Annotated in this window: 24 protein-coding genes, 1 riboswitch and 1 other annotated feature; of the genes, 1 reads left to right on the top strand and 23 read right to left on the bottom strand. The window is 49.9% G+C overall.

From position 1 onward, the window contains the following. Positions 1-11 precede the first annotated feature (11 nt). The 21 genes from M1Q06_RS07100 to zapA form a co-directional block, all read right to left on the bottom strand. Positions 12-608, bottom strand: a complete 597-nt coding sequence (locus M1Q06_RS07100) for an XTP/dITP diphosphatase (RefSeq protein ID WP_434402466.1) — start codon at positions 606-608, stop codon at positions 12-14. Beyond that, complete coding sequence (gene rph, locus M1Q06_RS07095; protein WP_434402464.1) at positions 605-1,354, bottom strand: ribonuclease PH; 750 nt, start codon at positions 1,352-1,354, stop codon at positions 605-607. The genes M1Q06_RS07100 and rph overlap by 4 nt, the downstream gene beginning before the upstream one ends. 76 nt (positions 1,355-1,430) lie before the next feature. Continuing rightward, positions 1,431-2,234: a glutamate racemase gene (gene racE, locus M1Q06_RS07090; protein WP_121300296.1), complete on the bottom strand. Its 804-nt coding sequence runs from the start codon at positions 2,232-2,234 to the stop codon at positions 1,431-1,433. A 16-nt stretch (positions 2,235-2,250) separates the two neighbouring features. Then, positions 2,251-2,703, bottom strand: coding sequence for a MarR family winged helix-turn-helix transcriptional regulator (locus M1Q06_RS07085; RefSeq protein WP_121300190.1), 453 nt, complete (start codon positions 2,701-2,703; stop codon positions 2,251-2,253). A gap of 74 nt (positions 2,704-2,777) precedes the next feature. Further along, positions 2,778-3,245, bottom strand: a complete 468-nt coding sequence (locus M1Q06_RS07080; RefSeq protein ID WP_434402462.1) for an acyl-CoA thioesterase — start codon at positions 3,243-3,245, stop codon at positions 2,778-2,780. Positions 3,246-3,376: 131 nt separating this feature from the next. Next, complete coding sequence (gene sdhB, locus M1Q06_RS07075) at positions 3,377-4,147, bottom strand: succinate dehydrogenase iron-sulfur subunit (protein WP_121300194.1); 771 nt, start codon at positions 4,145-4,147, stop codon at positions 3,377-3,379. Between the two features lie 24 nt (positions 4,148-4,171). Beyond that, a complete protein-coding gene (gene sdhA, locus M1Q06_RS07070) occupies positions 4,172-5,920 on the bottom strand; it encodes a succinate dehydrogenase flavoprotein subunit (protein WP_121300196.1) in 1,749 nt (582 codons plus the stop codon). Between the two features lie 45 nt (positions 5,921-5,965). After that, positions 5,966-6,577: a succinate dehydrogenase cytochrome b558 subunit gene (locus M1Q06_RS07065; protein WP_121300198.1), complete on the bottom strand. Its 612-nt coding sequence runs from the start codon at positions 6,575-6,577 to the stop codon at positions 5,966-5,968. 381 nt (positions 6,578-6,958) lie between these two features. Next, on the bottom strand, positions 6,959-8,185 hold the full coding sequence (locus M1Q06_RS07060; RefSeq protein WP_434402460.1) for an aspartate kinase: 1,227 nt from the start codon (positions 8,183-8,185) through the stop codon (positions 6,959-6,961). Positions 8,186-8,288: 103 nt separating this feature from the next. Continuing rightward, a riboswitch (Lysine riboswitch) is annotated at positions 8,289-8,462 on the bottom strand. A 41-nt stretch (positions 8,463-8,503) separates the two neighbouring features. Continuing rightward, entirely contained in the window at positions 8,504-10,297 is a 1,794-nt protein-coding gene (uvrC, locus tag M1Q06_RS07055) for an excinuclease ABC subunit UvrC (protein WP_121300202.1), read from the bottom strand. Positions 10,298-10,350: 53 nt separating this feature from the next. Further along, complete coding sequence (gene trxA, locus M1Q06_RS07050) at positions 10,351-10,665, bottom strand: thioredoxin (protein ID WP_058381042.1); 315 nt, start codon at positions 10,663-10,665, stop codon at positions 10,351-10,353. A gap of 382 nt (positions 10,666-11,047) precedes the next feature. Then, a complete protein-coding gene (locus tag M1Q06_RS07045; protein ID WP_434402458.1) occupies positions 11,048-12,016 on the bottom strand; it encodes an electron transfer flavoprotein subunit alpha/FixB family protein in 969 nt (322 codons plus the stop codon). Positions 12,017-12,065: 49 nt separating this feature from the next. Then, complete coding sequence (locus M1Q06_RS07040) at positions 12,066-12,839, bottom strand: electron transfer flavoprotein subunit beta/FixA family protein (protein ID WP_058381044.1); 774 nt, start codon at positions 12,837-12,839, stop codon at positions 12,066-12,068. 20 nt (positions 12,840-12,859) lie between these two features. After that, positions 12,860-13,633 (bottom strand): enoyl-CoA hydratase, encoded by a 774-nt coding sequence (locus tag M1Q06_RS07035; RefSeq protein WP_434402456.1) that lies wholly within the window; start codon positions 13,631-13,633, stop codon positions 12,860-12,862. A 17-nt stretch (positions 13,634-13,650) separates the two neighbouring features. Next, positions 13,651-14,235, bottom strand: a complete 585-nt coding sequence (locus M1Q06_RS07030; protein WP_101190124.1) for a TetR/AcrR family transcriptional regulator — start codon at positions 14,233-14,235, stop codon at positions 13,651-13,653. A gap of 97 nt (positions 14,236-14,332) precedes the next feature. Beyond that, positions 14,333-16,024: an AMP-binding protein gene (locus M1Q06_RS07025; RefSeq protein WP_434402453.1), complete on the bottom strand. Its 1,692-nt coding sequence runs from the start codon at positions 16,022-16,024 to the stop codon at positions 14,333-14,335. A 228-nt stretch (positions 16,025-16,252) separates the two neighbouring features. Next, positions 16,253-16,666, bottom strand: a complete 414-nt coding sequence (locus M1Q06_RS07020) for a DUF350 domain-containing protein (protein ID WP_121300210.1) — start codon at positions 16,664-16,666, stop codon at positions 16,253-16,255. 21 nt (positions 16,667-16,687) lie between these two features. After that, entirely contained in the window at positions 16,688-19,048 is a 2,361-nt protein-coding gene (locus M1Q06_RS07015) for an endonuclease MutS2 (protein WP_434402451.1), read from the bottom strand. A 13-nt stretch (positions 19,049-19,061) separates the two neighbouring features. Then, positions 19,062-20,765, bottom strand: a complete 1,704-nt coding sequence (gene polX / locus M1Q06_RS07010) for a DNA polymerase/3'-5' exonuclease PolX (RefSeq protein ID WP_434402449.1) — start codon at positions 20,763-20,765, stop codon at positions 19,062-19,064. A 61-nt stretch (positions 20,766-20,826) separates the two neighbouring features. Next, positions 20,827-21,363 carry a CvpA family protein gene (locus M1Q06_RS07005; protein ID WP_121300217.1) on the bottom strand — a complete coding sequence of 179 codons (537 nt, stop codon included), beginning with the start codon at positions 21,361-21,363 and terminating at the stop codon, positions 20,827-20,829. Positions 21,364-21,368: 5 nt separating this feature from the next. Next, the gene (zapA, locus tag M1Q06_RS07000) at positions 21,369-21,629 is read right to left on the bottom strand and encodes a cell division protein ZapA (protein WP_058381052.1); all 261 of its coding nucleotides are present in this window, start codon (positions 21,627-21,629) and stop codon (positions 21,369-21,371) included. Between the two features lie 82 nt (positions 21,630-21,711). Here zapA and rnhC point away from each other — a divergent pair, with 82 nt between their 5' ends. After that, positions 21,712-22,647, top strand: a complete 936-nt coding sequence (gene rnhC, locus M1Q06_RS06995) for a ribonuclease HIII (protein WP_434402446.1) — start codon at positions 21,712-21,714, stop codon at positions 22,645-22,647. 45 nt (positions 22,648-22,692) lie between these two features. On the opposite strand, the gene pheT is transcribed toward rnhC, so the two are convergent. Beyond that, the gene (pheT, locus tag M1Q06_RS06990) at positions 22,693-25,092 is read right to left on the bottom strand and encodes a phenylalanine--tRNA ligase subunit beta (protein ID WP_434402444.1); all 2,400 of its coding nucleotides are present in this window, start codon (positions 25,090-25,092) and stop codon (positions 22,693-22,695) included. Positions 25,093-25,104: 12 nt separating this feature from the next. Next, complete coding sequence (gene pheS / locus M1Q06_RS06985; protein WP_434402442.1) at positions 25,105-26,142, bottom strand: phenylalanine--tRNA ligase subunit alpha; 1,038 nt, start codon at positions 26,140-26,142, stop codon at positions 25,105-25,107. Between the two features lie 38 nt (positions 26,143-26,180). After that, positions 26,181-26,407 (bottom strand) — a binding site (T-box leader). Positions 26,408-26,414 lie beyond the last annotated feature (7 nt).

The raw sequence follows: 26,414 nt of genomic DNA, 5'->3' as shown, positions 1-26,414 counted from the left end.
TATCTACTTTCTTATTTCAGCCACTCTGGCATTGCTTCGCTGAGCTTGTTCAATGCTTGCCCGCGGTGCGAGATGGCGGCTTTTTCTTCGGGTTCGAGTTCCGCCATGGCACGCTCCTGGGAAGGAACGTAAAAGATCGGGTCGTAGCCGAAGCCGTGGTCGCCTCTGCGCAATCGCAGTATTTCGCCTTCACACGAGCCGGAGAAGGTTTGGGTTTCTTCACCCGGTGCCGCAACCGCCAAGACGCAGCGGAATCGCGCACTGCGCTCTCCGTCCGGTACGCCAGACAATTTTTCCAGCACTTTATCGATATTGGCGTCGTCGCTCTTTTCGCCTCCCGCATAGCGTGCGGAATAGACGCCCGGCTCTCCGTCCAAGGCATCGATCTCAAGGCCGCTGTCGTCTGCGATGACTGGGATGCCAAGTTCTTTAGCGACGCCTTCCGCTTTCAGGATGGCATTGGCTTCGAACGTTGTGCCGGTTTCTTCGATGTCGAGGTCTTTTGCGACATCTCTTAAGGTCAATACTTTATAGCCTAGAGGGGACAGCAAGGTTTCAAAGTCTTTTGCTTTTCCTTTGTTCTGTGTGGCAATGACGATTTTTTTCATAGTGTAGATTCCACCTTTTCGCCGATCCGCGACGACAATTCGCCGATTGCTTGTTGTTGGATTTTGATCAATTGCTGGATTCCTGCTTCACCTAGATCGAGCATTTCGTTCAATTCCTTGCGGCTGAATGTCGCTTCTTCGCCGGTACCTTGCATTTCCACAAACTCACCGGATCCTGTCATGACTAGGTTCATATCGACCGCTGCCGTTGAATCTTCTTCGTAATTCAAGTCCAGGATGGCTTGCTTGCTGCTATTGATGCCGACGCTTGTAGCGGCCAAATAATCCGTCACAGGGAATACCGGTACGTCCAATTTGCCGAGTGCGATGGTCATGGCGATGAAAGCTCCCGTGATAGACGCTGTACGCGTCCCTCCGTCCGCCTGGATGACGTCGCAATCAATCCATAGTGTGCGTTCACCGATCTTCTCGAGATCGACGACAGCGCGCAAGGAGCGGCCGATCAGGCGCTGGATTTCCATCGTGCGCCCACCGAGCTTGCCGCGTGTCGCTTCGCGCTGGTTGCGGCTTCCAGTCGCGCGTGGCAACATGGAATATTCAGCCGTTACCCAGCCTTTGCCTTGGCCTCTCAAGAAACTCGGAACACGAGATTCGATCGTCGCTGTGCAAATCACTTTCGTCTGGCCGACCGTAATCAGGACCGATCCTTCTGGGTGGATCAAATAATCCGTCTCCACTTCCACCGGGCGCAGTTCGTCTGCTTGTCTATTATCAATTCTTGTCATCATTGAATCCTCCTCATGTACTCAAAAAATCTTACCATAATTCTGCCTTGACGACAAAAACCCGGCGGCTGAGCCGTCAGGTTTTTGGGAACTGGATTGAACGGATGCACGGCTCGTCGATGGCAAGCCATTTTTTGATGATCGTGCGGAAAATCTCCGTCGAACCGGATGTATAAAATTGATGGACGGGCGGTTTGCGGCGATCCGCAAATTTGTCCTGATAGCTCAAGTGGCGCGATACGTCTTTCGCCGTTTCCTGCGCTGACGATAGAACCGTCACTGTGGTGCCAAGTTCTTGCTCGATAAAGCCCTGCAACAGCGGGTAATGGGTGCATCCGAGGATGGCGGTATCGAATTCCTTCGATTTGATCGCCGATAACGTTTCTGCCACCATGCGGCGGGCGAATTCCCCTTCGTACTCATCACTTTCCACGAGCGGCACAAACCGCGGGCATGCCAATTGGACCACGTCAGAAGCTGAAACAAGCGACTTGATGGCTTTTTCGTAAGCCCCACTCTTGACAGTTCCGGACGTGCCGAGCACCGCAATTTTCTTCGTCGAAGACGATTTGATAGCAGCGCGGGCTCCCGGGAAAATGACACCGATAACCGGGATCGGCAATTTCTTTTGCAAGGAATTGAGCGCTGCCGCTGTTGCCGTATTGCAGGCGATGACCAGCATTTTGATATTCATTTTCATGAGCGCTTCTGCCATCTGCCATGTGTAGCGCCGAACTTCTGCAAGTGGACGCGGGCCATACGGGCAGCGCGCATTGTCACCGATGTAAATAATTTTTTCATTAGGCAAAAGTTTCATGATTTCCTTGGCGACGGTCAACCCCCCGACACCTGAATCAATGACTCCGATTGGCGCATTCAATGTCATAGCCCCGCTCCTATTTCATGTTGATATGCATTTTCTCCAACAAGCTTGAAAATTGCTCGACTTCTTCTACACTGAAGTCTTCAAGTACAGTTTCTAAATAATCCTGGCGCTTCTTGATCACTTCTTCAATGATCCGCTCGCCTTCTTTCAATAATTTAATGCGTACCACCCGGCGGTCCTGTTCCTCGCGGATGCGCACAACCAACTCGTTCTTCTCCATCCGGTCGACCAGGTCGGTCGTCGTGCTGAACGCCAAGAACATTTTATTCGATAAATCTCCGATGGTCATGTCGCCATGTTCGAACAGCCATTGAAGCGCCACGAATTGCGGCGGAGTAATGGTATACGAATTCAGGATTTCACGGCCTTTTTGCTTGATGATCCCGGATATATAACGCAATTCCTTTTCCATAAATGCCACACGCTCCAAGTCGTGGCGGCGGTTTAAGTTGTCTTCAGTCATGGACTTGGTTCACTCCCTAGCTACTGATATTTGTTCCATCGTGAAACGGTCGTTCTCTCAAGACAGGGACTGCTTCATTTGCCGGAAGAAGTTAGATTTCCGCTTTGCAGCATCGTCTTGTCCTCGTCGCTCCAAGGATGGCCTTTGCCGCTCGTCTTGGAAATCTGTACGACGGCGCCCCTGCCGGTGAAACAAGTTTCTTGCTTAGCATTCACTGCCCAATAATGGATGTCTGCGGAAGAGTTTCCAATCGACTCCACTTTCACATAAACTCTCAATTGTTCATCAAAGAATACCTGTCGGACAAAATCGACCTGCATATCCGCCACGACTGGGATCAAGTCGCTGTCTTTTGAAAGCCATGCTTGCATCAAGCCCACTTCTTTCATGAACTCGATCCGTGCATACTCAAAATAAGCGATCGGCACCGTATTGTTGACATGCCCGAACATATCCGTCTCTGAAAAGCGCACATGCACCGGCGCGTAAAAAGAAAAGCCTTCCTGCCATTCATTGAAATCCTTTATGTAAGACGCTCTCATTCCAGTTCCCCCTGTATACATTACTCATTTTGTAAGTATAGCAAAAACTGGCGCAAAGGACATCTGTTTCAGCCAAGCTTGGGTATTTTCGGCTGAAACAAAAAAACTCCGCCATAAAGGCGGAGTGTAACTTAGTCGACCATATGATCGCTTCCGAAGAAGTTGCGGAACATTTGGATGCTCACGTCGCGGTTCAAAGCTGCGATAGAAGTTGTCAAAGGAATGCCTTTCGGGCAAGATTCCACACAGTTTTGGGAGTTACCGCAATCCGCAAGGCCACCTTCGCCCATGATAGCGTTCAAACGCTCGTCACGGTTCATGGCACCTGTTGGATGCGCGTTCATCAAGCGGACTTGAGAAAGCGGAGCCGCACCGATAAAGTCGGATTTATCGTTGACGTTCGGACAAGCCTCAAGGCATACGCCGCACGTCATACATTTAGACAATTCATAAGCCCATTGGCGTTTGCGCTCAGGCATACGCGGACCTTCGCCAAGATCATGCGTACCGTCGATCGGCACCCACGCTTTGACTTTCTTCAGTGAGTCGAACATGCGGCTGCGGTCTACGATCAAGTCGCGGACGACCGGGAATGTTCTCATCGGTTGAAGGCGGATCGGTTGCTCCAGCTGATCGACAAGAGCTGTACACGACTGGCGTGCTTTGCCGTTGATGACCATAGAACATGCGCCACAAACTTCCTCAAGGCAGTTCATGTCCCAGTTGACTGGAGTTGTTTTCTTCCCGTCCATGTTGACCGGGTTGCGTCGGATTTCCATCAATGCGGAAATGACGTTCATGTTGGCGCGATATGGCAATTCGAACTTTTCCCAGTACGAGCTTTCGTCCGTAGAGTTCTGGCGTTCGATTTCGAAAATAACCGTTTTTGCTGCTTCACCCATGGTAAATTAGCTCCCTTCTTATTGCTATGCTTTCGCGGAATAGTCGCGTTTGCGTGGCGGGATCAAGCCAGTGTCGACTTCTTCATAATGGAAGATCGGCGCATCATAACCATTGAATTTCGCCATAGTCGTCTTCAGGAATTCCTCGTCATTACGTTCCGGGAATTCCGGCTTGTAATGTGCGCCGCGGCTTTCGTTGCGTTTCAACGCACCGATCGTGATGACACGTGCTAAATGTAGCATATTTTTCAGCTGGCGGGTAAACATTGCGCCTTGGTTGCTCCAAAGTTGCGTATCCGTCATGCTGATGTGGTTAAAGCGTTCAAGAAGCTCCTGGATTTTGCGGTCTGTTTCTTCGAGGCGGTCATTATAGCGTACGACCGTCACGTTGTCCGTCATCCATTCGCCAAGTTCCTTGTGCAAGACGTAAGCATTTTCAGTTCCGTCAAGCGCCAAGATCTCATCCCATTTACGCTGCTCTTCAGCTTCGTGCTTAGCGTAAATATCGTTTGGCAAGTCTTCTGCAAGAACTTCCAAGCCTTTGACATACTCAAGGGCATTCGGTCCTGCGACCATGCCGCCGTAGATAGCTGACAGGAGCGAGTTTGCGCCTAGACGGTTCGCACCGTGCTGGGAATAATCACATTCGCCTGCTGCCAAAACGCCAGGAATATTCGTCATCTGATGATCGTCAACCCATAGCCCGCCCATGGAATAGTGGACTGCCGGGAAAATCTTCATCGGTACTTTACGCGGATCGTCGCCTGTGAATTTCTCATAGATTTCGATGATGCCGCCCAGTTTGATGTCGAGTTCTTTCGAATCTTTATGGGAAAGGTCCAAGTACACCATATTCTCGCCGTTGATGCCGAGTTTTTGGTTAACGCACACGTCGAAGATTTCGCGTGTTGCGATATCACGTGGGACCAAGTTTCCGTATGCAGGATATTTCTCTTCCAGGAAGTACCAAGGCTTGCCGTCTTTATACGTCCAGATCCGCCCGCCTTCACCGCGTGCAGATTCTGACATCAAGCGGAGCTTGTCGTCGCCAGGGATCGCTGTTGGGTGGATTTGGATGAATTCGCCGTTCGCATAATAAGCGCCTTGCTGATATACGATTGACGCAGCAGAACCTGTGTTGATGACAGAGTTTGTGGATTTCCCGAAGATAATCCCCGGTCCGCCAGTTGCCATGATGACGGCATCCGAACGGAACGATTTGATCTCCATTGTCGTCAAGTTCTGTGCAGTGATTCCTCGTGAAACGCCTTCATCGTCGATGACGAGGCCCAGGAATTCCCAGCCTTCATATTTCGTGATCAAGCCTGCAACTTCATAGCGGCGGACTTGCTCATCAAGTGCATATAGCAATTGCTGGCCCGTTGTCGCGCCGGCAAATGCCGTTCTGTGGTGCATCGTGCCGCCGAAACGACGGAAGTCAAGAAGCCCTTCAGGCGTACGGTTGAACATGACGCCCATGCGGTCAAGCAGGCGGATGATGCCAGGTGCTGCGTCGGCCATCGCTTTGACCGGTCTTTGGTTAGCTAGGAAGTCACCGCCGTAAACGGTGTCATCTAGGTGAATTGCCGGGGAATCCCCTTCACCTTTTGTATTCACCGCTCCGTTAATGCCGCCCTGTGCGCACACAGAGTGAGACCGTTTAACTGGAACGATGGAAAATAGATCGGCAGGTGCTCCTGCTTCGGCAACTTTGATCGCTGCCATTAGGCCAGCTAGGCCCCCACCGACGATAGAAATTTTGCCTTTCGCCATTGTAGTGTTCACTCCTCTTTTAATTCACCAATGTTTGGGACATCCTTAAACGAATGCAAACAATGCTCTGATACCAATGATCGATAATACAATAAAGACTAGAAGTGTGAAGTAAGTTGAGTAGCGCTGTGCTTTCTCTGAAACCGTGATTCCCCACGTTACAAAGAAAGACCACAATCCGTTCGCCAAGTGGAACGTCGCGGACAGGACACCTACTACGTAGAAGGCGAACATGAACGGATTTGACAGGATGTTTTCCATCATGTTGAAATCTGCCTCTGCTGCACCAATCGCAACTTGGAATCTTGTCTCAAACACGTGCCATGCGATAAAGACCACAAGGAAAATCCCGGTGTAACGCTGGGCAACGAATAAAATGTTGCGCATGTAGCTGTAATGCCCCGGGTTGTTTTTCGCTGTGAACGCTATGTATAATCCGTAGAAAGCATGATACATGAGCGGCAAGTAGATGACGAAAATCTCCAGGAAGATGACGAATGGAAGATTTGCCATGAAGTGGGCAGCTTGGTTAAACGCTTCCACGCCTTGCGTAGCGAAATGGTTGACGATCAAATGCTGCGTCAAGAACAATCCGATTGGAATGACCCCGAGTAAAGAGTGCAGCCTGCGCATTAAAAATTCACGATTGTTATCCAAAAATTTTACCCCCCTCAAAAACATTAGTTGGCAGCGTAAAGCTTTCCTATATCAGGAAAACATATTCACGTTGCTGTAAGCATCATGTACAAGAATATGACATATTTATTGTACTCCCCCCCTCTAGGAGCGTCAAGGCAAGGAAACCTTTTTAAGCGCATCCAGTCTAGGGTCTGCGAAGGTTTTTGCGGATATTAAATAGGAAAGAATTCATGAAAAGCTATATTTTCATTTCGAAACAGGCGAGATACAGGCATCTGTTTCGAGGTTTTATAAGCTCATATAGGACCGTGCAGGCAAGATTTCAAATTTGAACAAATTGTGAATTTTTGCACAAACTTTCGGTAATTCAAAAAAGCCCAGCTAGGCTGGGCTTTTGGCTTATCTGACAGACGCTGGCGTCAGTCCGTATGCATCGTGGAGCGCATTTGCTGAACGTTCCATTTCACTAGCCGGCACGACGACAGAGACTTTGATTTCGGAAGTGCTGACCATTTTCACCGGCACATCCTGCGCGCGGAGAATATCGAACATTTTTGCCGCGACGCCGGGATTCGACACCATGCCGGAGCCGACAATCGATACTTTTGCCAAGCCGGTTTCGATATCGATGGAGTTATAGCCAATTTTTTCTTGCGCTTCCGACAAGACGCGCTGGGCTTCTGCCAGGCTGTCTTCTTTGATTGAAAAAGAAACAGACGGCGGAAACTCCTCAATGATGCTTTGCACGATGATATCGACATCGATCAAGTGATCCGCAAGACTCGTGAAGATATTGGAAAGCGACCCGTTGAATGGCTTCGTATAACTGACAGTGATGCGGGCGATGTCTTTTTCGAATGCCACGCCGCGCACGATTAGATTTTTTTCCACAGTGATCACCTCTTGAATGATAGTCCCCGGTTCATCCGAGTAGCTGGCCCTTACAGAGAGGGGCACTTGATTGTTCTTGGCGAATTCCACGGCTCGCGGATGAAGGACTCCCGCCCCGAGATTGGCCAATTCGAGCATTTCGTCGTATGAAATCTGTTCAAGTTTGCGGGCGCCTGTGACATAACGTGGATCGGAAGTGTAAACTCCGTCAACATCCGTGTAGATCTCACATTTTTCAGCACCGAGCGCAGCCGCCAGTGCGACAGCGGTCGTATCGGACCCGCCGCGGCCAAGCGTCGTGATATTGCCGTTCTTGTCGACGCCCTGGAACCCTGCGACCACGCAGAACAGTCCGAGGTCGAGGGCCTCTTCCAAACGCTGTGTATGGATCGTTTCGATGCGCGCATTGCGTGGGACGGATTCCGTTTCGATGCCCGCCTGCCAGCCTGTGAAACTCAAGGCATCATGCCCGAGTTTTTTGAACGCCATCGCCAACAGCGAAATGGTCACTTGTTCACCGGTCGCAAGCAGCATGTCCATTTCACGCTTTGGCGGCTCTGCGGAAATCTCTCCCGCAAGTCCAAGCAACGTGTCTGTCGTTTTGCCCATCGCCGAGACGACGATGACGACGCGCTTGCCTTGTTGTTTTTCCTGGATGGCGCGTCTTGCTACGCCCACGATTTTCTCCGGAGACGCCACGGACGTCCCGCCGAATTTCATTACGATTGTTGTCATTCTCTTCACTCCCACTTAAGATAAGTGGCCCTCAACAAAAAAGAGGCAACTCGCCGATTGCCTGGCAAGCTACCTCTCTTCTCATGTACGATTTCAAACGTCCATGTGAGATAGCCCTCCAGAGTCAAACTCTGACAGCCCTGCATCTCTTAAATGCAGGACCAGCATACACGCAAGCAGTGCGCGTAAACTTCGGCGGGCGTCCCTTTTGGCATCCTTCACAGATTCTGCAAATCTCGGGATGCTTACTATTGACGTCCGCTCCTCTATCATCACTTTTTACAAGTGATTCAATTGTGTTATTACAATACCACGAAGTTATTCCTGTTGCAACGGCTGTTCTTTGAAATGCCGTTCGATTTCCACGGCCAGCTTCTCAGGAATACCGGCCTGCTGGATCTCGCCGGCGTTCGCTTCCTTGATTTTCCGGACGGAGCCGAAATGCTTGAGCAATTGCTGCTTGCGTTTCGGGCCGACGCCTTGCAAACCGTCCAAAGCGGATTGAATCGAATTCTTGCCGCGCAATTGGCGGTGGAACGTGATGACAAAGCGGTGGACTTCGTCTTGAATGCGTTGCAATAAATAAAACGCTTCACTTGTGCGTTTGAGTTCCACCATTTCAACTGGATTGCCATACAACAACTGGGACGTTTGGTGCTTGGCGTCCTTTGCAAGTCCTGCAATCGGGATATCGAGCCCGAGTTCGTCTTCAACGATTTCGCGCGCCGATTCGATTTGGCCTTTGCCCCCATCGATAATGATCAAGTCGGGCAGCGGCAAGCCGTCCTTCAGCACGCGGCTGTAGCGCCTGCGGACCACTTCACGCATAGCCGCATAATCATCGGGCTTCTGCGCGGAGCGGGTTTTGTATTTCCGGTAATCTTTTTTTGACGGTTTCCCGTCGATGAAGACGACCATCGCAGACACGGCATCCGCCCCTTGGATATGGGAGTTATCGAATGCTTCGATGCGCAGCGGCGTGTGGATGTTCATCGCTTCGCCCAATTCGTTGCAGGCACCGACCGTGCGTTCTTCCTGGCGCTCGAGCAGCTGGAATTTCTCCTTGATGGCAATTTCCGCATTCTTGCGCGCAAGCAAGACCAAATCTTTTTTCTTGCCGCGCTGCGGGACGAGCACTTTCGCGCCGAGCCATTCTTTCAGGAATTCCTCATCTTCCGCTTCCGGCAACAGGATTTCATTCGGTTTGATATGATCCGGCTTTTCATAGAATTGGCCGAGGAAGGTCAAGAACTCTTCTTCCGGGTCGCGGTACAACGGGAACATCGACACTTCGCGCTCGATCAGCTTTCCTTGGCGCACGAAAAATACTTGCACGCACATCCAGCCTTTATCGACAGCGTAAGCAAAGACGTCGCGGTTGGTGAAATCGTTCATGGCCATTTTCTGTTTTTCCATGACCGATTCAATGTGGCTGATCTGGTCGCGGTATTCTTTTGCCCGTTCGAACTCCAGGTTCTCCGCCGCTTCGCTCATCTTCTCGGTCAGCTCCTGCTTCACTTCGCGGAAGCCGCCGTTTAAGAACCGGCTGATGCCGTCGATCATTTCACGGTACGTATCCTTCTCTACCGGTTTGACGCAAGGCGCGAGGCATTGCCCGAGATGGTAATAGAGGCAGACGCGGTCCGGCATCGTATGGCATTTGCGGAGCGGATACAAACGGTCCAGCAGCTTCTTCGTCTCGCTTGCTGCATAGGCGTTCGGATAAGGGCCAAAATATTTCCCTTTGTCTTTTTTGACCTGTCTCGTGATGACCAATTTCGGATGGCGTTCGCCCGTGATTTTCAAATACGGATAAGTCTTATTGTCTTTCAGCCGGATATTGTATTTCGGGTCATGCTTTTTGATCAAGTTCAATTCAAGGATCAATGCTTCTTTGTCGGAAGAGGTGACAATGTATTCAAAGTCCTCGATTTCATTGACCAGGCGCTGTGTTTTCGTATCGTGGCTGCCAGTGAAATAGGAACGCACACGGTTCTTCAACACTTTCGCCTTGCCGACATAGATGACTGTCCCTTGGCGGTCCTTCATCAAATAGCAGCCAGGCTGGTCCGGCAAAACTGCCAATTTATGTTGAATCATTTCATTTTTCATTTCCTCACCCTATTTAAAAAACCGGGTTCCACGAATGGGACCCGGTTTTGGAATTATGCGTGTTTTTCAACCAATTCAGCCAAAGCTTCTTTTGGACGGAAGCCGACAACTTTATCGACTGTTTCGCCGTTTTTCATCAAAAGAAGTGTCGGGATGGACATGATACCGTATTCGCTAGCTGTCTGTTGGTTTTCATCAACATCCAATTTCACGATTTTCACTTTGTCGTCCATGTCTGCATCAAGTTCTTCAAGAACTGGAGCGATCATTTTACAAGGCCCGCACCATGCTGCCCAAAAGTCTACCAATACGAGACCTTCTGAAACTTCCTGTTTGAAATTCTGATCTGTTCCTTTAACGATTGCCATGTATAATTCCTCCTTAAGTGATAACCAAACTATATTTCGATTATAGCAGACGTGATTTACGCTAGCTATTTATTTGCCTAGTCCTTCCATACCCGGCTGTTGTTGGCGTTAAACTGCCTGGATTTGATGTAGTCAATGTATTTAAAGACTGAGAGATTCCGCTACAGGGGCACGCTTTAGGCTCGCAGGATGCAAGTCATGCAGTGTATGCGACAGGATGTCGCGGTATACACTGCCCGTGATTGAGTGGGCATCGAGCCTCCTCATTCGCTACGCTCATTCCCGAGTCTCTCAAACCCACTTTTTCCGCAGGAGTCGGCCCCTTTCGCTCCATCTCCAGTTACAGACAAAAAACAGCCCGCTACATTGCGGGCTGCTGTGATTACATGACTTTCTTGAATTCTTCTGTAAGCAACGGGATGACGTCGAATAGGTCTCCGACGATTCCGTAGTCTGCTACTTTGAAGATGTTCGCTTCTGGGTCTTTATTGATCGCAACGATGACTTTGGAGTTGGACATCCCTGCCATGTGCTGGATCGCTCCGGAAATTCCCGCTGCGATGTAGAGATCAGGTGTAACGACTTTCCCTGTCTGTCCGATCTGCAAGGAATAATCGCAGTAATCTGCGTCACATGCGCCGCGTGATGCTCCGACTGCGCCGCCAAGAAGGTCAGCCAGTTCTTGCAAAGGCTCGAATCCGTCTTTACTCTTGACGCCGCGTCCGCCAGCAATGATGACTTTCGCTTCCGAAAGGTCTACGCCTTCTGCGGATTTGCGGACGACGTTTTTGATGATCGTGCGCAAGTTCGTGATATCGACCGACAAGCTCGATACATCGCCAGAACGTTCTTCGCGCTCAAGCGGAGCGATGTTATTTGGACGTACTGTAATGAAGACAACACCGTCTTCTTTCAGTTTCACTTTTTCAAATGCTTTACCGGAATAGATCGGGCGGATGAAGATAGCGTCCTCCCCTTCCCCTTCGATATCCGTTACATCGGAAATCAAGCCGGTTTGCAATTTCGATGCGATTTTTGGCGACAAGTCCTTGCCGACTGCAGTGTGGCCGAAGACGATTGCTTCAGGCTGCTCTTGGTCAACAACTGCCATAAATGCCTGGCCGTAACCGTCAGATGTATAAGATTTCAAGTGTGGGTGCTCAACCGTAATGACGCGATCAGCGCCGTAAGCTACCAATTCGTTTCCGAACTCGCTCACTGCTTCCCCAAGCAAGACAGCAACTACTTCCCCGCCGCCTGAAATTTTCTTGGCTGCGGCAATTGCTTCAAATGATACGTTGCGCAAAGCGCCTTCACGCGTTTCGCCCAATACTAATACTTTTTTCGACATAGTCCGTTAACCCCCTAAGTAGATGTGAAAATGAATGATTGGCGTACGTTTATATAACTTTCGCTTCAGAGCGAAGCAAGCTGACCAGTTCAGAAACTTGGCTTGGAATTTCGCCTTCCAAAATACGGCCGGCTTGTTTTTTCGGCGGCAAGTATACTTCGATCGTTTCTGTTTTCGCTTCTACATCTTCTTCGTCGATATCCAGATCATCGAGCTCAAGCTCTTCAAGCGGTTTTTTCTTCGCTTTCATGATTCCTGGAAGAGATGGATAGCGCGGTTCGTTCAAGCCTTGTTGGGCTGTGACCAATAAAGGCAATGAAGTTTCAAGCTCTTCTGCATCCCCTTCAATATCACGGACGATTTTCACTGTTTCGCCTTCAATTTCAAGGCTAGTGATCGTCGTCACGTAGTTGATATCAAGCAAATCAGCTACGCGCGGTCCGACTTGGCCAGATCCGCCATCGATCGCTACGTTTCCTGCAAGAATCAAGTCCGCTTCTTTGTCTTTCAAGTACTCTGCCAGTATGTATGCTGCCGTAAACTGGTCCATTTCCTCGACATCGTCTTCTGTATTGATCAAGACCGCTTTATCAGCGCCCATTGCAAGTGCTGTGCGCAATTGCTTTTCAGCTTCCTCATCGCCGATTGTGACAACTGTCACTTCGCCGCCGTGAGCGTCGCGGACCGTGATGGCCTCTTCGATCGCATACTCGTCATATGGGTTGATGATGAATTCAGCGCCATCTTCTTGAATCTGGCCACCAGAGACAACCAGCTTTTCTTCTGTGTCAAACGTACGTTTTACCAATACATAAATGTTCATGAACGTAAACCTCCCAAGTATTATTTCCCTTTAAATTGTGCTTCGCGTTTTTCCAGGAAAGCGCTAATGCCTTCCTTCGCGTCTTCCGATACGAAAACCGTACCGAACGAATCCGCTTCTGCCTTGACCCCTTCTTCAAAAGCCCCGTGCTTCGAATACTGAAGCATGTCGATGGCCGCCTTAACGGACACCGGGCTTTTTTTCGCAATTTTCTTCGCAATTGAAAGCGTTTGCGGAAGAAGGTCTTCTTCGCCGAAAGAACGGTTGGCAAGACCGAGCTGCACTGCTTCTTCGCCTGTAATCGGATCGCTCGTCAAAAGCATTTCAGCGGCTTTGGCCACTCCGACATAACGCGGCAAACGCTGTGTTCCTGCAAATCCAGGAATCAAGCCCAATTGAAGTTCCGGCAATCCCAGTTTAGCATTTTCCGTAACAAAACGCATATGGCAGCTCATTGCCAGCTCCAAACCTCCGCCAAGTGCGGCGCCGTGGATAGCGGCAATGACCGGCTTGTGGAATGTTTCCACGCGTTCAAATACGGCTTGCCCGCTTGCCGACAGTTTCGAGAATTCTTCTCCTGAAGTCACTTCCGTGAACTCCTTGATGTCGGCGCCTGCTGAGAAGAAACGCCCTTCCCCGTGCAAGACGATCGCACGGACATCCGAGTCGTTTTCCACTTCATCCAGAAGTGCATCGACTTCCAAGATCAGCGCGCGAGACAATGCATTTGCCGGCGGCCGATTGATTGTCGCAATCGCTACCCCATCTTCTTTTTTCCAGCTGATAAATTCCACCTGCTCATCCCCTCCCTTTACGCTTGCATGCCTTTCAGCAATAAGCGCTGCACTTTCGGTGCGAGTTCGACCAAATCATACTTGTGATCGTTCATCACCCAGGTAGTAATGGTCTCATCCATTGTACCAAAAACCATCTGGCGGGCTAAACGAATATCCATATTTTGATCAAATTCTCCTGATTCGATGCCGCTGATCAAGATCCGGTCCATCAATTTTAAATAACCCCGCAAGACATTATTGATTTTCATGCGGATGTCATGATTGGATTGCCGAAGTTCTAGCTGGGTCACAATCGCCAGGTGCAGATCGTTTGCGAGCAAGCTGAAATGACTATTGATCATCATGCCGAGCTGATCGGCTGCGCTTGCGTCTTTCGCGATGATTTTCTCCAATTCGCTGACAAACACGCCCATCTTCTCCTGGAAGACGGAAATGAGAATGTCTTCTTTATTCTTGAAATACAAATAAATCGTACCATCCGCTACACCTGCTTGCTTGGCAATTTTAGAAACTTGCGCTTGGTGGTAACCATTCTCTGCGATGACGATGACCGCAGCGTCAATGATTTGCTTATATTTCGGTTTATCCTTCTTTACCATCCTGTCACCACCCAAAAAAATATGAAAATATGAATGGCGATTCATTCATATTTTCATATTATCGTTTTGTTTAAATTGTGTCAAGCTTTTGCCTTAGTTAGGAAGGAACCGCTTCATTGCGCTTGGCGATTTCTTCATCCACCAGCGATCTGCGCAGGATTTTACCGACCGCTGTTTTCGGAAGTTCTTTACGGAACTCATAAATGCGTGGCACTTTGAACGCTGCGAGGTGTTCGCGGCAATGTTTATCCAATTGTTCTTCTGTAACAGTATACCCTTCTTTCAGTACGATGTATGCTTTTACCGTTTCGCCTCGATACGGGTCCGGAATTCCGGCGACGACACATTCCTGGATCGCTTTGTGTTCATACAGCACTTCTTCGATTTCTCTTGGATAGATATTGAAGCCTCCGGCGATGATCATGTCTTTTTTGCGGTCGACGATAAAGAATTGCCCTTCTTCGTCCATATAGCCAAGATCCCCAGTCAATAGCCAGCCATCGACAATCGTTGCCGCTGTAGCATCCGGGCGGTTCCAATAGCCTTTCATCACTTGAGGGCCTTGAATGGCAATTTCACCGATCTGGCCGTTTGGAACAGGGTCAGTCGTTCCCGGAAGGAAAATTTCGCAATCTGTATCCGGATACGGCATGCCGATCGAGCCTTTTGTCCGTTCGCCCCATACGAGATTCGAGTGGGTAACCGGCGAGGTTTCGGTCAGGCCATAGCCTTCGACCAGTTTGCCTCCCGTGATGCGTTCGAATTTCTCCTGTACTTCCGTCGGCAGCGGAGCAGATCCGCTCAAGCATGCTTCAATGGAAGACAGATCGTATTTCTTGATGTCCGGATGGTTTAATAAACCGATATAAAGCGTCGGTGCGCCAGGGAACAAGGTCGGCTTTTGCTTGTTGATGGTTTTCAAGGCCTGCTCTGGATCGAATTTCGGCAAGAGCACCATCTTATTGCCCTGCATGACAGATAAGATCAAGACAGTCGTCAAACCGTACACATGGAATAAAGGAATGATGCCCATGATCGTCTCTTCGCTACGCTTCGATTTATAGAGCCAAGCGTCACACATTGTCGCATTCGAAATTAAGTTACGGTGCGTCAGCATGACGCCTTTTGGCGATCCGGTCGTTCCGCCGGTGTATTGCAGCAGCGCCAAGTCTTCGTCGAAATCAAATGGCGGCTTGGTAATTTGCGGCGAAGCTGTTTTCATGATTTCCGTGAAGAGGTGATTGATCCCCCGGTGTTCGACTTTCACCGTCATCCCGTATTGCTTTTTCTGGATGAACGGGTACACGAGGTTTTTCGGGAATGTCAGGTAATCCTTGATGCCCGTGACGATAACGTTCTCAAGATCCGTTTCTTTGATCACTTTGTTGATTCGCGGGAACAAAATATCAAGTGCTATGATCGCCTTGGCACCGGAATCTTTCATCTGGTAGGAAATTTCCCGCTCTGTATAAAGCGGATTTGTCATGACGACGACGCCCCCAGCGTAAAGGATCCCATAAAAACTGATGACCGCCTGTGGGCAGTTCGGCAGCATGATGGATACCCGGTCGCCTTTTTGGATGCCTAGCTTTTGAAGGTAATTGGCCATCTTCATGGCAGATTGGTACAACTCTTCGTAGCTAAGGTCCTTGCCCAGGAAATGAATTGCGGTCTTTTGCGGAAAGTCTTCATAGGCTTTCGTCAAATATTCCTGGACTGGCATGCTCGGATACGTTAGCGTGTGCGGTACTTCCGCCGGATAATGAGCTAACCACGGTTTTTCGGACATACTTTCTACCTCCCCCTCTTTTATCGGAATCGTGAGAATATTCCTACTTTAAGTATAAAGAATTATGATAACGCTTTCAAACATTATTTTCTATGAGGTTTTAATCCATAAAAAAAAACGGCACACTGGCCGTTTTTAAAACACGAATAGGAAGACGATTCCTACAAGCACAAACAAGATGCAAAAAACGATTAAGATTTTGATCAGGTTTTCCATTCGTTCCAACTCCTATGAAATACTGGCTCCGATAACATACGACAAGCCGACTGAGATGGTCATCGAAATCAAGCCGACCGAACGGTTATCGCGGGCGATTTCTTCATCCACTTTGAATTTTGGCGTCAAAAACTCAAAGAGCAGATAAGCAAAAATCAATAATACGAACCCGAACAGTCCCCAGCCGATCATCTCAAACAGCGTCGTGTGCTGTTCAATCGAAAAGCGGAAAATATTCGTGACGCCGAAAATCTTTCCGCCTGTGGCCATCGCCACGGCCAAATTGCCGCTTTTGATTTCTTCCCAGTTCTTATATTTTGTTACGACTTCAAAAATAACCATCGCTACGATCAAGCATAAGACTACCACACTGAAATAGCCGGCCGTCTCAACGAGCGGATGGGTCCAAAATCCTTCCTCGAACATTTGCAAACTCCCCTTCCGCCCTTACTTCAATTCAGCGACTGTTACACCCGATCCGCCTTCACCCGGTTCGCCAAAGCGATAGCTTTTGACGCGCGGATGTTTCTTCAAGTATTGCTGAACGCCTTGGCGAAGCGCGCCAGTCCCTTTGCCGTGAATGATGGAGACTTGGTGGTAATTTGCCAATAAAGCATCATCCAAATATTTCTCGACGCGCGAAAGGGCATCCTCATAACGCTCACCGCGAAGGTCCAACTCCATTTTCGTATAGCCTTCACGGCCTTTCAAGCTGGTCATCGTGCGGGTTTCTTTTTGCTTTTCAGGTTTCGTGTAGCTAAGGTCGGATTCAGGCAGCTTCATTTTTAAGATGCCGACCTGTACGACCCATTCCGTGTCGGAAACTTTTTCGACCAATGTTCCTTTTTGCCCGTAGGATAGCACTTTTACTTCGTCATTCGGTTTCAGGGCGACCGGTTCGTTTTTCTTTTTCGCTTTTTTGAGGACGCGGTTTTCCGGCATAGCATCTTCGAGCCGTTTTTTTGCATCGATGAGTTGATGTTCTTTCACGCCGGTCTGCTGGGTCAGCTGCATTTGGCGCAGTTCCTTGATGACCGTTTCCGCTTCCGCACGGGCCTGGTCGACGATTTTGCGCGCTTTTTCTTTGGCTTTGTCTTCGAGCAGCTCTTTGCGGCTGTCATATTCCGCGAGGCGTTTCGCCAAGTCTTCTTTAAGCGTCTCGGATTCTTCGAGCACAGAACGGGTTTCTTCTGCATCCCGTTCGGCCTCGCGACGGCTTTTCTCAAGCGAAGCGATCATCGAGTCGACTTCTTTGCGGTCAGTTCCAGTGAAACTTTTCGCATGTGAAATGATATGCTCCGGCAAGCCGAGACGTTTGGAAATTTCAAACGCGTTGCTGCGCCCCGGTACGCCGATCAACAGGCGATAAGTCGGGCTCAAAGTTTCCACATCGAATTCGACGCTGGCATTGGCGACTCCTTCCCGGTTATAGCCATAAGCTTTTAGTTCCGGGTAATGGGTCGTCGCAATGACACGCGCGCCTCTGCCATGTACTTCATCCAATAATGAAATGGCAAGCGCCGCCCCTTCTTGCGGGTCAGTACCGGCACCGAGCTCATCGAAAATGACGAGTGAATTTTCATCGAATTTCTCGAGGATGTCGACGATATTAACCATATGAGAAGAGAATGTACTCAAGCTTTGCTCAATCGACTGCTCATCGCCGATATCGGCAAAGATCTGGTCGAATACAGCCAGTTCCGAACCTTCGAGCGCCGGTACAGGTAGCCCTGCCTGCGCCATCAAAGTCGACAAGCCGACCGTTTTCAAAGTAACGGTCTTTCCGCCTGTATTCGGTCCGGTGATGACGATCGCCGTAATGTCACGGCCGAACTCGATATCGTTCGGCACCACTTCATCTTGTGGAATGAGCGGATGGCGCGCTTTTTTCAAATTGATATAGCCTTCTGTATTCATGTCGGGCTTCGAGCATTTATGCGCTTGCCCGTACTTCGCTTTTGCCAGGATCAGATCGACTTCTGCCAATACGCCGACCAAAGTGAACAATTCGTGAGCGACTTCCTGTACTTTCATAGACAACATCAGCAGGATGCGGTCGATTTCTTCTCGTTCTTTCAACTTCAGCCGGCGCACTTCATTGTTGGCCTGCACGACTGCATCCGGTTCGATGAACAGCGTCTGGCCTGACGATGATTGGTCATGCACGATGCCGCCGTAATGGCTTCTGTATTCTTGCTTGACCGGGATGACGAAACGGTCGTTGCGGATGGTGACAATCGAATCCGACAGCATTTTCGACGCATTGCGCCCGCGTATCAGGCTCTCGAGTTTTTCGCGTACGCGGCTTTCCTGCGCACGCAGCGATTGGCGAATGCTGCGAAGCTCCGAGCTCGCGCTGTCGACCACAGTCCCGTTGTCATCGATGCATGCATTGATATCGTGCTCAAGCTGCGTCAATATCGGCATGCATTCTTTTTTCTCCATGAAGTGGGGAATAGCGATATCTTCTTCCGCGTCGATAGCTTCAAGGAAATGGCGCAAGATCCGGCTTGCACGGATCGTTGAGGAGACTTCCATCAACTCCACCGGGCTCAGACTGCCGCCGATTTGTGCACGTTTCGCATGGGGGCGGATATCGGAAATTCCTCCCATCGGCACATTATTCTTGATACGCAATAATTGCGCTGCTTCATCCATTTCTTCCAACAAACGGTTCACTTCCGCGATGTCAGTAGACGGCAGCAATTCTTTCACTAACCCTTTTCCAAGTGATGAAGTGCAAAATGCAGCCACTTCTTCACGGATTTTATAAAATTCGAGAGTTCGTAATGCGCGCTCTGCGATCATATAAACTCCTCCTTTATCGTTTCAAGAAATCTCGTAACTTCTCAAGCGGCCATGTATTGACCACATTGTCTTTTTTCAGCCATGCTTTCTGTGCGTGGCGGACGCCCGTTGCCATGACCTCCAGCCCTTCGATTGCATGGGCATCGGTATTGATGGCGACTGGTACGCCTTTTTCCTGTGCCATGACCAGCCATTCCACTGCGAGGTCGAGGCGATACGGGCTCGCGTTCAATTCAACGATCTTGCCGTATTCTTTGGCCCAATCGAGGATTTGTTCAACATCCGGATTATAGCCGTCGCGTTTTCCGACGATTCGGCCTGTCGGATGCGCGATCATATGGACGTAAGGGTTTTTCATGGCCGTCAAAATGCGCGCCATGATCTGTTCTTGCGGCTGTTGGAAACTCGAATGGATGCTCGCGATGACGAAATCCAATTGCGCGAGCACTTCGTCGTCGAAATCCAAACTGCCATCCGGCAAGATGTCCATTTCCGTTCCGGACAATACTTCGATGCCATCATGGCGTTTATTGGCCTCACGCAACTTCCCGTTCTGTTCAATCAAGCGCTCGGGCGTCAAGCCGTTTGCGACTTTCAGGTATTGTGAATGGTCGGTGATGACCATGTATTCGTAACCCTGGTCTTGGCAAGCATCGATCATTTCATCGATTGAATGCGCCCCGTCTGACCAGGTTGTGTGCATGTGCAAGTCGCCGCGGATATCGTCGAGCGAGACGAGCGACGGCAATTCGTCAATTCGGTCGATTTCACGGCCATCTTCGCGCACGGTCGGTGGGATGAATGGCAAATCGAAATGGGCGAAAAATGCCTCTTCTGATTCGAATGTCAACACGGAACCGTCTTCCTGTTCCACGCCGTATTCGCTGATTTTCTCTTTTTTCGCTTTGGCCAATTGGCGCATGCGGACATTATGGTCTTTCGAACCGGTAAAATGATGCAGCGCTGTCGCAAATTCTTCTGGTGCAACGAGGCGGAAATCGACATCGATCGGCTCGACCACTTCCACCGCAACAGAGACTTTCGTGTCGCCTGATGCAATGGTTTCTTTTACAGGCAAGCCGGCGAGCAGTTGTTCTTTCACTTTTGCCGGTTCATCGGTCGCTACGATAAAGTCGATGTCTTTGCTCGTCTCTTTTGTGCGGCGAAAACTTCCGGCAACTGAAAATTCCGCAACATCGGAGATCGTCGTCAATAAGTTTTCAATGAATGCCACCGTTTCTTCCGTTTTCCAGATGGGGTGGCGTCCCGGGTCGGTTTCGAAGTTTTCCAGCTCAAGCAGGATTTTCTCTTCGGATTTTGCGCCGAATCCCGGAAGCGCTTGGACACGCCCATCGATGCACGCCTGCTTCAAGGATTCCATTGAATCCACGCCGAGTTCTTTGTAGAGTTTGGCAATTTTCTTGCCGCCAAGCCCTTGCAGTTTCAGCATCGGCACAAGCCCTTTCGGCACTTCTTCCTGAAGCTCTTCGAGGACAGACGATTTGCCGTCGGTAATCAATTCGGTGATGACATCGCCTGTGCCTTTTCCGATGCCTTTCAACTTCGTGACATCTTCAATCTCATCCAGGCTGCGCTGGTCGAGTTCTAGAGCTTGGGCAGCTTTGCGGAAAGCCGATACTTTAAACGGGTTGTCCCCTTTTAATTCCATATATAATGCAATATTTTCCAAAGTACGGATAATAATTTTTTTATTCATGCGAAACAAACCTCCCTAATCGGTTCATAAAAAAACTTCCCTCGTAAGAGAGAAGTTCCTACTACATATAAATATACCACCATTCCTTCACTTTCTCAGAGAAATACGGCGTGTGTTCGAGGATGGCACGGGCGATCCCGGAATTTTCGATTTGGTTTTGAATCACATCGATCGGCAATAACGCAAATACGTAGAGTCCGATAAACAATAGGATGTGCGCTTCGATGAGTCCAAGGACTGCACCGAAAATACGGCTCAAAAACCCGAGCACCGGTATGTATTTGATGAAATCGAACATCGATGCGATCAGCGTCAGCAAAAATTTCACGACGAAGAAAATGAGTGCGAATGCCAACAGCTGGTAAAAAGTTTGGTCCAGATTCAATTGTTCAAAAGCCATCGCAAAGCGCGAGCTTTCGTCGACCGTCGGGTATGGAACCCATAACACAAAGTTTTCCGATAGCGGTTTATAATACGTGTAGGCAACAATGAGCGCGACGACAAATCCGACCATGTGCAGAAACTGCAGTACCAGCCCTCGCTTGAAGCCAACCAAAATCCCCGCCAGAAGCAATACCAATAAGATTAAATCAAGCATATCCGTCAGCCCTTCAAGTTATTCAATTCAATTTCCATTTGTTCTAGCTGCTCTTTCAGTTTAAGATATTCATGTGTCGCATTTACCGCGGTCAATACGGCAAGTTTCGCCTGGTCAAGCGATGGATTGGCGGCGTTGATCTCCCGCATCTTGCTGTCGACCATGGAAGCGACAAGCCTCATATGGCCGGATGTCTCAGTACCGAGCATCTTATATGTATGGCCATATATATCAACGACAGTGCGAATTTTATGCTGCTCTTGCAATGCGCGTTCCCCCTTTGGAATTCTATAGACCATCATAACACGAACTCGAGCGGATTGTGAATCATAAGAAAGGGGACTCCCAATGACCAATAGCGTCTTGAAACTGCCAGAAGAAGCCTTAAAAAGGTTGATCGAACATTACCGTAATAAGGAAATAACCACCAAGAATCCCCATGCACGCTTTGCTGCCAAGCTGCCGGATGCGATGATTACCGTCTACACATCCGGCAAAGTCATGTTCCAAGGCGCTGGCGCTGAACGCGAAACCGCCAAATGGGGCGCTGTCGACAGCATCAAAGAGAAAACGGCGTCAGCGAAAGGCGATCAATTGCCGCCCGATTTCGCCAACCGCTCTGTGCTCGGCTCCGATGAAACCGGCACAGGCGATTTTTTCGGCCCGATTACCGTCGCCGCCTGCTATGTGCCCGCACAGCAAGTTGAACTCGCAAAAGAACTCGGGGTTAAGGATTCCAAGCAATTGACGGATGATTATATGCGCAAAATCGCGCCTGACTTAAAAGCCGCGTTCACTCATAGCGTGCTGACCTTAGATAACGAGAAATACAATCAAGTGCAGGCGCAAGGCTGGTCGCAAGGCAAGATCAAAGCTTTGCTCCACAACCAGGCGTTGAAGCATGTCTTGCGGAAAATGGCACCGGAAAAACCCGAAGCGATACTGATCGACCAATTCGCAGAGCGCGGCATCTACTATCGGCACATCGCACAAGAATCCGACATCATCCGCGAGAATGTGCTGTTTTCCACGAAAGCGGAAAATCTCCATGTTTCGGTCGCCTGCGCATCGATCATTGCGCGTGTCGCTTTCTTAGAGGAAATGGACCGTCTCAGCACAGTTGCAGGCGTCTCTTTGCCAAAAGGCGCTGGCGCGATTGTCGATGAAGCCGCGGCCAAGATCTTGTTGTCGCGCGGAGAAACCTTCCTGAAAAGCATTACGAAAGCCCATTTTGCCAATACGAAAAAAGCGCAAGCCTTGGCAGCGAAGAAAAAACGCACATAAAAAAACAGTCTTGGACTCACCATGAGCCCAAGACTGTTTTTGGTTTTAACGGAGTTCCGCTCCTGATTCCGTGAGCGCTTTGATGATTTTCTCATGCGCTGCGTTCACTTCTTCATCGGTCAGTGTTTTCTCCGGGTCGAAATATCTTAGCGAGAACGCCAAGGATTTCTTGCCTTCATCCATGCGGTCGCCTTCGTACAGATCGAAGACGCGGACATCTTTCAAAAGCTTGCCGCCCGCTTTGCGGATAACCCCTTCAATCGTCTGCGCTTCCACGATATTCGACAAGACCAACGCCACGTCGCGTGAAATTGTCGGGTAGCGGGATACTTGTGTATAGACAAGCGCTTCCGTTTCGCGCGTCAGCAACATCGCCAAGTTCAATTCCACCACGATCGTTTCTTTCAAATCGCGTTTTTTCTGCTCGGACGGGTGCAAGGCGCCAATGACACCGATGCGCTTGCCATCGAGCAGGATAAATGCGGTTCTGCCTGGATGCAAACCGTCCATTTCGCCGCGTTCAAATGACAGTTCTAGGCCCAGCTTTTCAGCCAGCCCTTCCACGATGCCTTTTGCCACGAAAAAGTCGACAGCTTTCTTTTCGCCTTGCCAGCTATGGTCGAGCCACAGTCCCGTCATGACAATTGCCAAATGCTCTTGTTCATCGAGCAATTCATCCTGGCCTTTCAAGAACACCGAACCCGTTTCATACAAAGCTGCCGAATCAATGCGGCGCGCCGTATTGTATGAAAGCGATTCGAGCAGATGAGGCAATAAACTCTGGCGCAAAATGCTGCGCTCTTCGCTCATTGGCATCAACAGACGGGTCGTTTCCGTCGGCTCCAGTGCAAATTGCGTCGCTGCCGCTTCCGAGGTCAAGGAATAGGTCGTAGCCTGAAGCAAGCCCGCCCCTTCCAGGAAATGGCGTGCAATGCGGCGTTTCGCCTGGTATGGGCTCAATCCGCCAGGTGTCGCATCGGTACGCGGCAAGGTTGCCGGAATCTCGTCGTAGCCGTAAAGACGTGCGATTTCCTCCACGACATCTTCTTCGATCTGGATATCTTGTCGGCGTGTCGGCACTTCAATGATCAATTGATTATTCGCCGCTTCCGTGTTGAACTTCAAGCGGCTAAGGATATCGAGCATGTCCTCAAGGCGGATCTTCATGCCGAGGCGGCTATTGATGAAGTCCGGAGAAACTTTGACAACGCGCTCTTGTTTATCGAGCTGGTCGAAGATGAGCGATCCGGCAAGCACTTCGCCTTCCGCCAGTTCAGCCAATAATTGTGCAGCACGTTCCGCAGCCGGGATGACGCGGTTCGGGTCGACGCCTTTTTCATAGCGTGAGCTCGCATCGCTTCTCAAGTTATGGTCTTTCGACGTACGGCGAATCGAATCGGAAGCAAAATAAGCGGACTCGATGACGACCGTTGTCGTCTCATCGCTCACTTCCGAATTTGCACCGCCCATGACACCGGCAAGTGCGACAGGGTCCGTGCCGTTGGTGATGACCAATTGATGCGCAGATAAGGTGCGTTCTGTGTCATCAAGCGTTGTGATTTTTTCGCCTTCTTTTGCCTGGCGCACGGTGATGTTGCCGGAACCAAGGGAATCATAGTCAAACGCATGAAGCGGCTGGCCGTATTCCATCAAAATATAGTTTGTCACGTCAACGACATTATTATGCGGGCGTACGCCAGCAGCCATCAAGCGCTGTTGCAGCCAAAGCGGCGATTCCTTCACTTTAACGTTGCGCACGACTTTCGCGACATAAAGAGGATTCGCTTCTGGTGCATCCACTTCGAGCGACAGCATGCTTTCCGCACTGTCCGCAGCTTCTGTGTACTTGATTTCCGGCAAGCTAACCTCTTCTCCCAAAATGGCGCCGACTTCATAAGCGACACCGAGCATGCTCATCGCATCCGCACGGTTCGGAGTAAGGCCAAGTTCAAGGACCGTATCGTCCAAGTCCAGATAAGACAGTACATCTGTGCCGGGCTCTGCTTTTTCAGGCAAGACGTAAATGCCTTCTGCATAGCTTTTTGGCACAAGTTTCGTTTCAATGCCCAGTTCCTGAAGCGAGCAGATCATGCCGTTCGATATTTCTCCACGCAGCTTCGCTTTTTTGATTTTCATGCCGCCTGGAAGTTTCGCGCCCGGACGTGCCACGATGACCGACTGCCCTTTAGCGATATTCGGTGCGCCGCAGATGATCTGGTCGATTTCCCCGCCGCCGACATCCACTTGGCAGATTGACAGTTTATCGGCTTCCGGATGCTTCACGCAATCCGTCACATAACCGACGACCAAATTCGCCAGTCCTTCCGAACGGTCAATTACGGCGTCAACTTCGATTCCTGCGCGCGTAATTTTTTCCCCGAGTTCCGCTGGGGGCAAATCTTGTGTATTTACATATTCTTCCAACCATTTTGTCGATACTAACATGAAAGTTCCTCCTTAAAGTTCCGTCCGTTGAAATTGCGTCAAGAAACGCACGTCGTTCGTGTAGAAATGGCGGATGTCCTCGATGCCGTATTTCAGCATCGCAATGCGCTCTGGCCCCATGCCGAATGCAAATCCTGTCAGGCGCTTCGAATCATAGCCGGCCATTTCCAGAACGTTCGGATGCACCATGCCAGCGCCCAGAATTTCGATCCAGCCGGTCTTTTTGCAGACATTGCAGCCAGACCCGCCGCATTTGAAGCAGGAAATATCCATTTCAACGGAAGGCTCCGTGAACGGGAAGAAACTCGGACGCAGACGGATTTCACGGTCTTCGCCGAACATCTTCTTGGCAAAGACGGACAAAGTCCCTTTCAAATCGCTCATGCGGATGTCCTCGCCTACAACAAGCCCTTCGATTTGCGTGAATTGATGCGAATGCGTCGCATCGTCATTGTCGCGGCGGTACACTTTGCCCGGGCAAATGATCTTGATCGGCTCTCCGCCTTTTGCTTCCATCGTGCGCGCCTGCACCGGTGAGGTATGCGTGCGCAGCAAAATATCTTCTGTTATATAGAAGGAATCCTGCATATCGCGCGCTGGATGCCCTTTTGGCAAGTTGAGTGCTTCGAAATTATAATAATCCTTCTCGACTTCCGGGCCTTCTGCGATTTCGTATCCCATCGACAAGAAAAGATCTTCAATTTCCTCGACAACCCGCGTCAGTGGATGTGGATTGCCTGTCTTCGCCGGACGTCCTGGCAAAGAAATATCAATCGTTTCGCTTTGCAGCTTTTCATTGATCGCCTGTTCTTCCAGCAGGACCATGCGCGCTTCGAGCGACTCAGTCACTTCGGCACGCACTTCGTTTGCGAGCGCGCCCATCTTCGGACGCTCTTCCGCCGGCAATTTGCCCATGCCTTTCAAGACATCGGTGATCGGCCCCTTTTTCCCTAAATACGCTACGCGCACGTCCGTCAATTCCTTGACTGTTTGCGCTGCCTGGATTTTCTCCAATGCTTCATTTTTCAATTCCTGCAATCTTGCTTCCATTTTCTCTCCTCCTTGAACATAAAAAAGCCCCGCCCCCAAAAAGGGACGAGGCATTGATTCGCGGTACCACCCTAGTTATCGCACGCATGCGATCACTCCATTGAATAACGGCTCATCACCGGCTAGACTTTACGGCACTCGGCCGGTCCCCGTCTAGCAGCTCGCGGGGTGAACTTCCGGAGTTCCTGCATATCCGCGCTTTCAGTCGAGGGCGGACTTCCTTGGATGCAGGGGACTACGTACTTTTCCCGGTCAACGCTTGTTTATTTCTC

Source organism: Planococcus sp. 11815 (assembly GCF_051096385.1).
In the GTDB taxonomy this organism is placed as follows: Bacteria; Bacillota; Bacilli; order Bacillales_A; family Planococcaceae; genus Planococcus; species Planococcus citreus.
The sequence above is the reverse complement of the archived record's forward strand: the minus strand, read 5'-3'. Positions and strand labels throughout refer to the sequence as shown.

Excerpts from the sequence above, each read along its gene's own strand:
- M1Q06_RS07100 (WP_434402466.1), bottom strand. The coding sequence starts at position 608 with ATGAAAAAAATCGTCATTGCCACACAGAACAAAGGAAAAGCAAAAGAC.
- rph (WP_434402464.1), bottom strand. The coding sequence starts at position 1,354 with ATGACAAGAATTGATAATAGACAAGCAGACGAACTGCGCCCGGTGGAA.
- M1Q06_RS07085 (WP_121300190.1), bottom strand. The coding sequence starts at position 2,703 with ATGACTGAAGACAACTTAAACCGCCGCCACGACTTGGAGCGTGTGGCA.
- M1Q06_RS07080 (WP_434402462.1), bottom strand. The coding sequence starts at position 3,245 with ATGAGAGCGTCTTACATAAAGGATTTCAATGAATGGCAGGAAGGCTTT.
- sdhB (WP_121300194.1), bottom strand. The coding sequence starts at position 4,147 with ATGGGTGAAGCAGCAAAAACGGTTATTTTCGAAATCGAACGCCAGAAC.
- sdhA (WP_121300196.1), bottom strand. The coding sequence starts at position 5,920 with ATGGCGAAAGGCAAAATTTCTATCGTCGGTGGGGGCCTAGCTGGCCTA.
- M1Q06_RS07060 (WP_434402460.1), bottom strand. The coding sequence starts at position 8,185 with ATGACAACAATCGTAATGAAATTCGGCGGGACGTCCGTGGCGTCTCCG.
- uvrC (WP_121300202.1), bottom strand. The coding sequence starts at position 10,297 with ATGAAAAATGAAATGATTCAACATAAATTGGCAGTTTTGCCGGACCAG.
- trxA (WP_058381042.1), bottom strand. The coding sequence starts at position 10,665 with ATGGCAATCGTTAAAGGAACAGATCAGAATTTCAAACAGGAAGTTTCA.
- M1Q06_RS07045 (WP_434402458.1), bottom strand. The coding sequence starts at position 12,016 with ATGTCGAAAAAAGTATTAGTATTGGGCGAAACGCGTGAAGGCGCTTTG.
- M1Q06_RS07040 (WP_058381044.1), bottom strand. The coding sequence starts at position 12,839 with ATGAACATTTATGTATTGGTAAAACGTACGTTTGACACAGAAGAAAAG.
- M1Q06_RS07030 (WP_101190124.1), bottom strand. The coding sequence starts at position 14,235 with ATGGTAAAGAAGGATAAACCGAAATATAAGCAAATCATTGACGCTGCG.
- M1Q06_RS07025 (WP_434402453.1), bottom strand. The coding sequence starts at position 16,024 with ATGTCCGAAAAACCGTGGTTAGCTCATTATCCGGCGGAAGTACCGCAC.
- M1Q06_RS07020 (WP_121300210.1), bottom strand. The coding sequence starts at position 16,666 with ATGTTCGAGGAAGGATTTTGGACCCATCCGCTCGTTGAGACGGCCGGC.
- M1Q06_RS07015 (WP_434402451.1), bottom strand. The coding sequence starts at position 19,048 with ATGATCGCAGAGCGCGCATTACGAACTCTCGAATTTTATAAAATCCGT.
- polX (WP_434402449.1), bottom strand. The coding sequence starts at position 20,765 with ATGAATAAAAAAATTATTATCCGTACTTTGGAAAATATTGCATTATAT.
- M1Q06_RS07005 (WP_121300217.1), bottom strand. The coding sequence starts at position 21,363 with ATGCTTGATTTAATCTTATTGGTATTGCTTCTGGCGGGGATTTTGGTT.
- rnhC (WP_434402446.1), top strand. The coding sequence starts at position 21,712 with ATGACCAATAGCGTCTTGAAACTGCCAGAAGAAGCCTTAAAAAGGTTG.
- pheT (WP_434402444.1), bottom strand. The coding sequence starts at position 25,092 with ATGTTAGTATCGACAAAATGGTTGGAAGAATATGTAAATACACAAGAT.
- pheS (WP_434402442.1), bottom strand. The coding sequence starts at position 26,142 with ATGGAAGCAAGATTGCAGGAATTGAAAAATGAAGCATTGGAGAAAATC.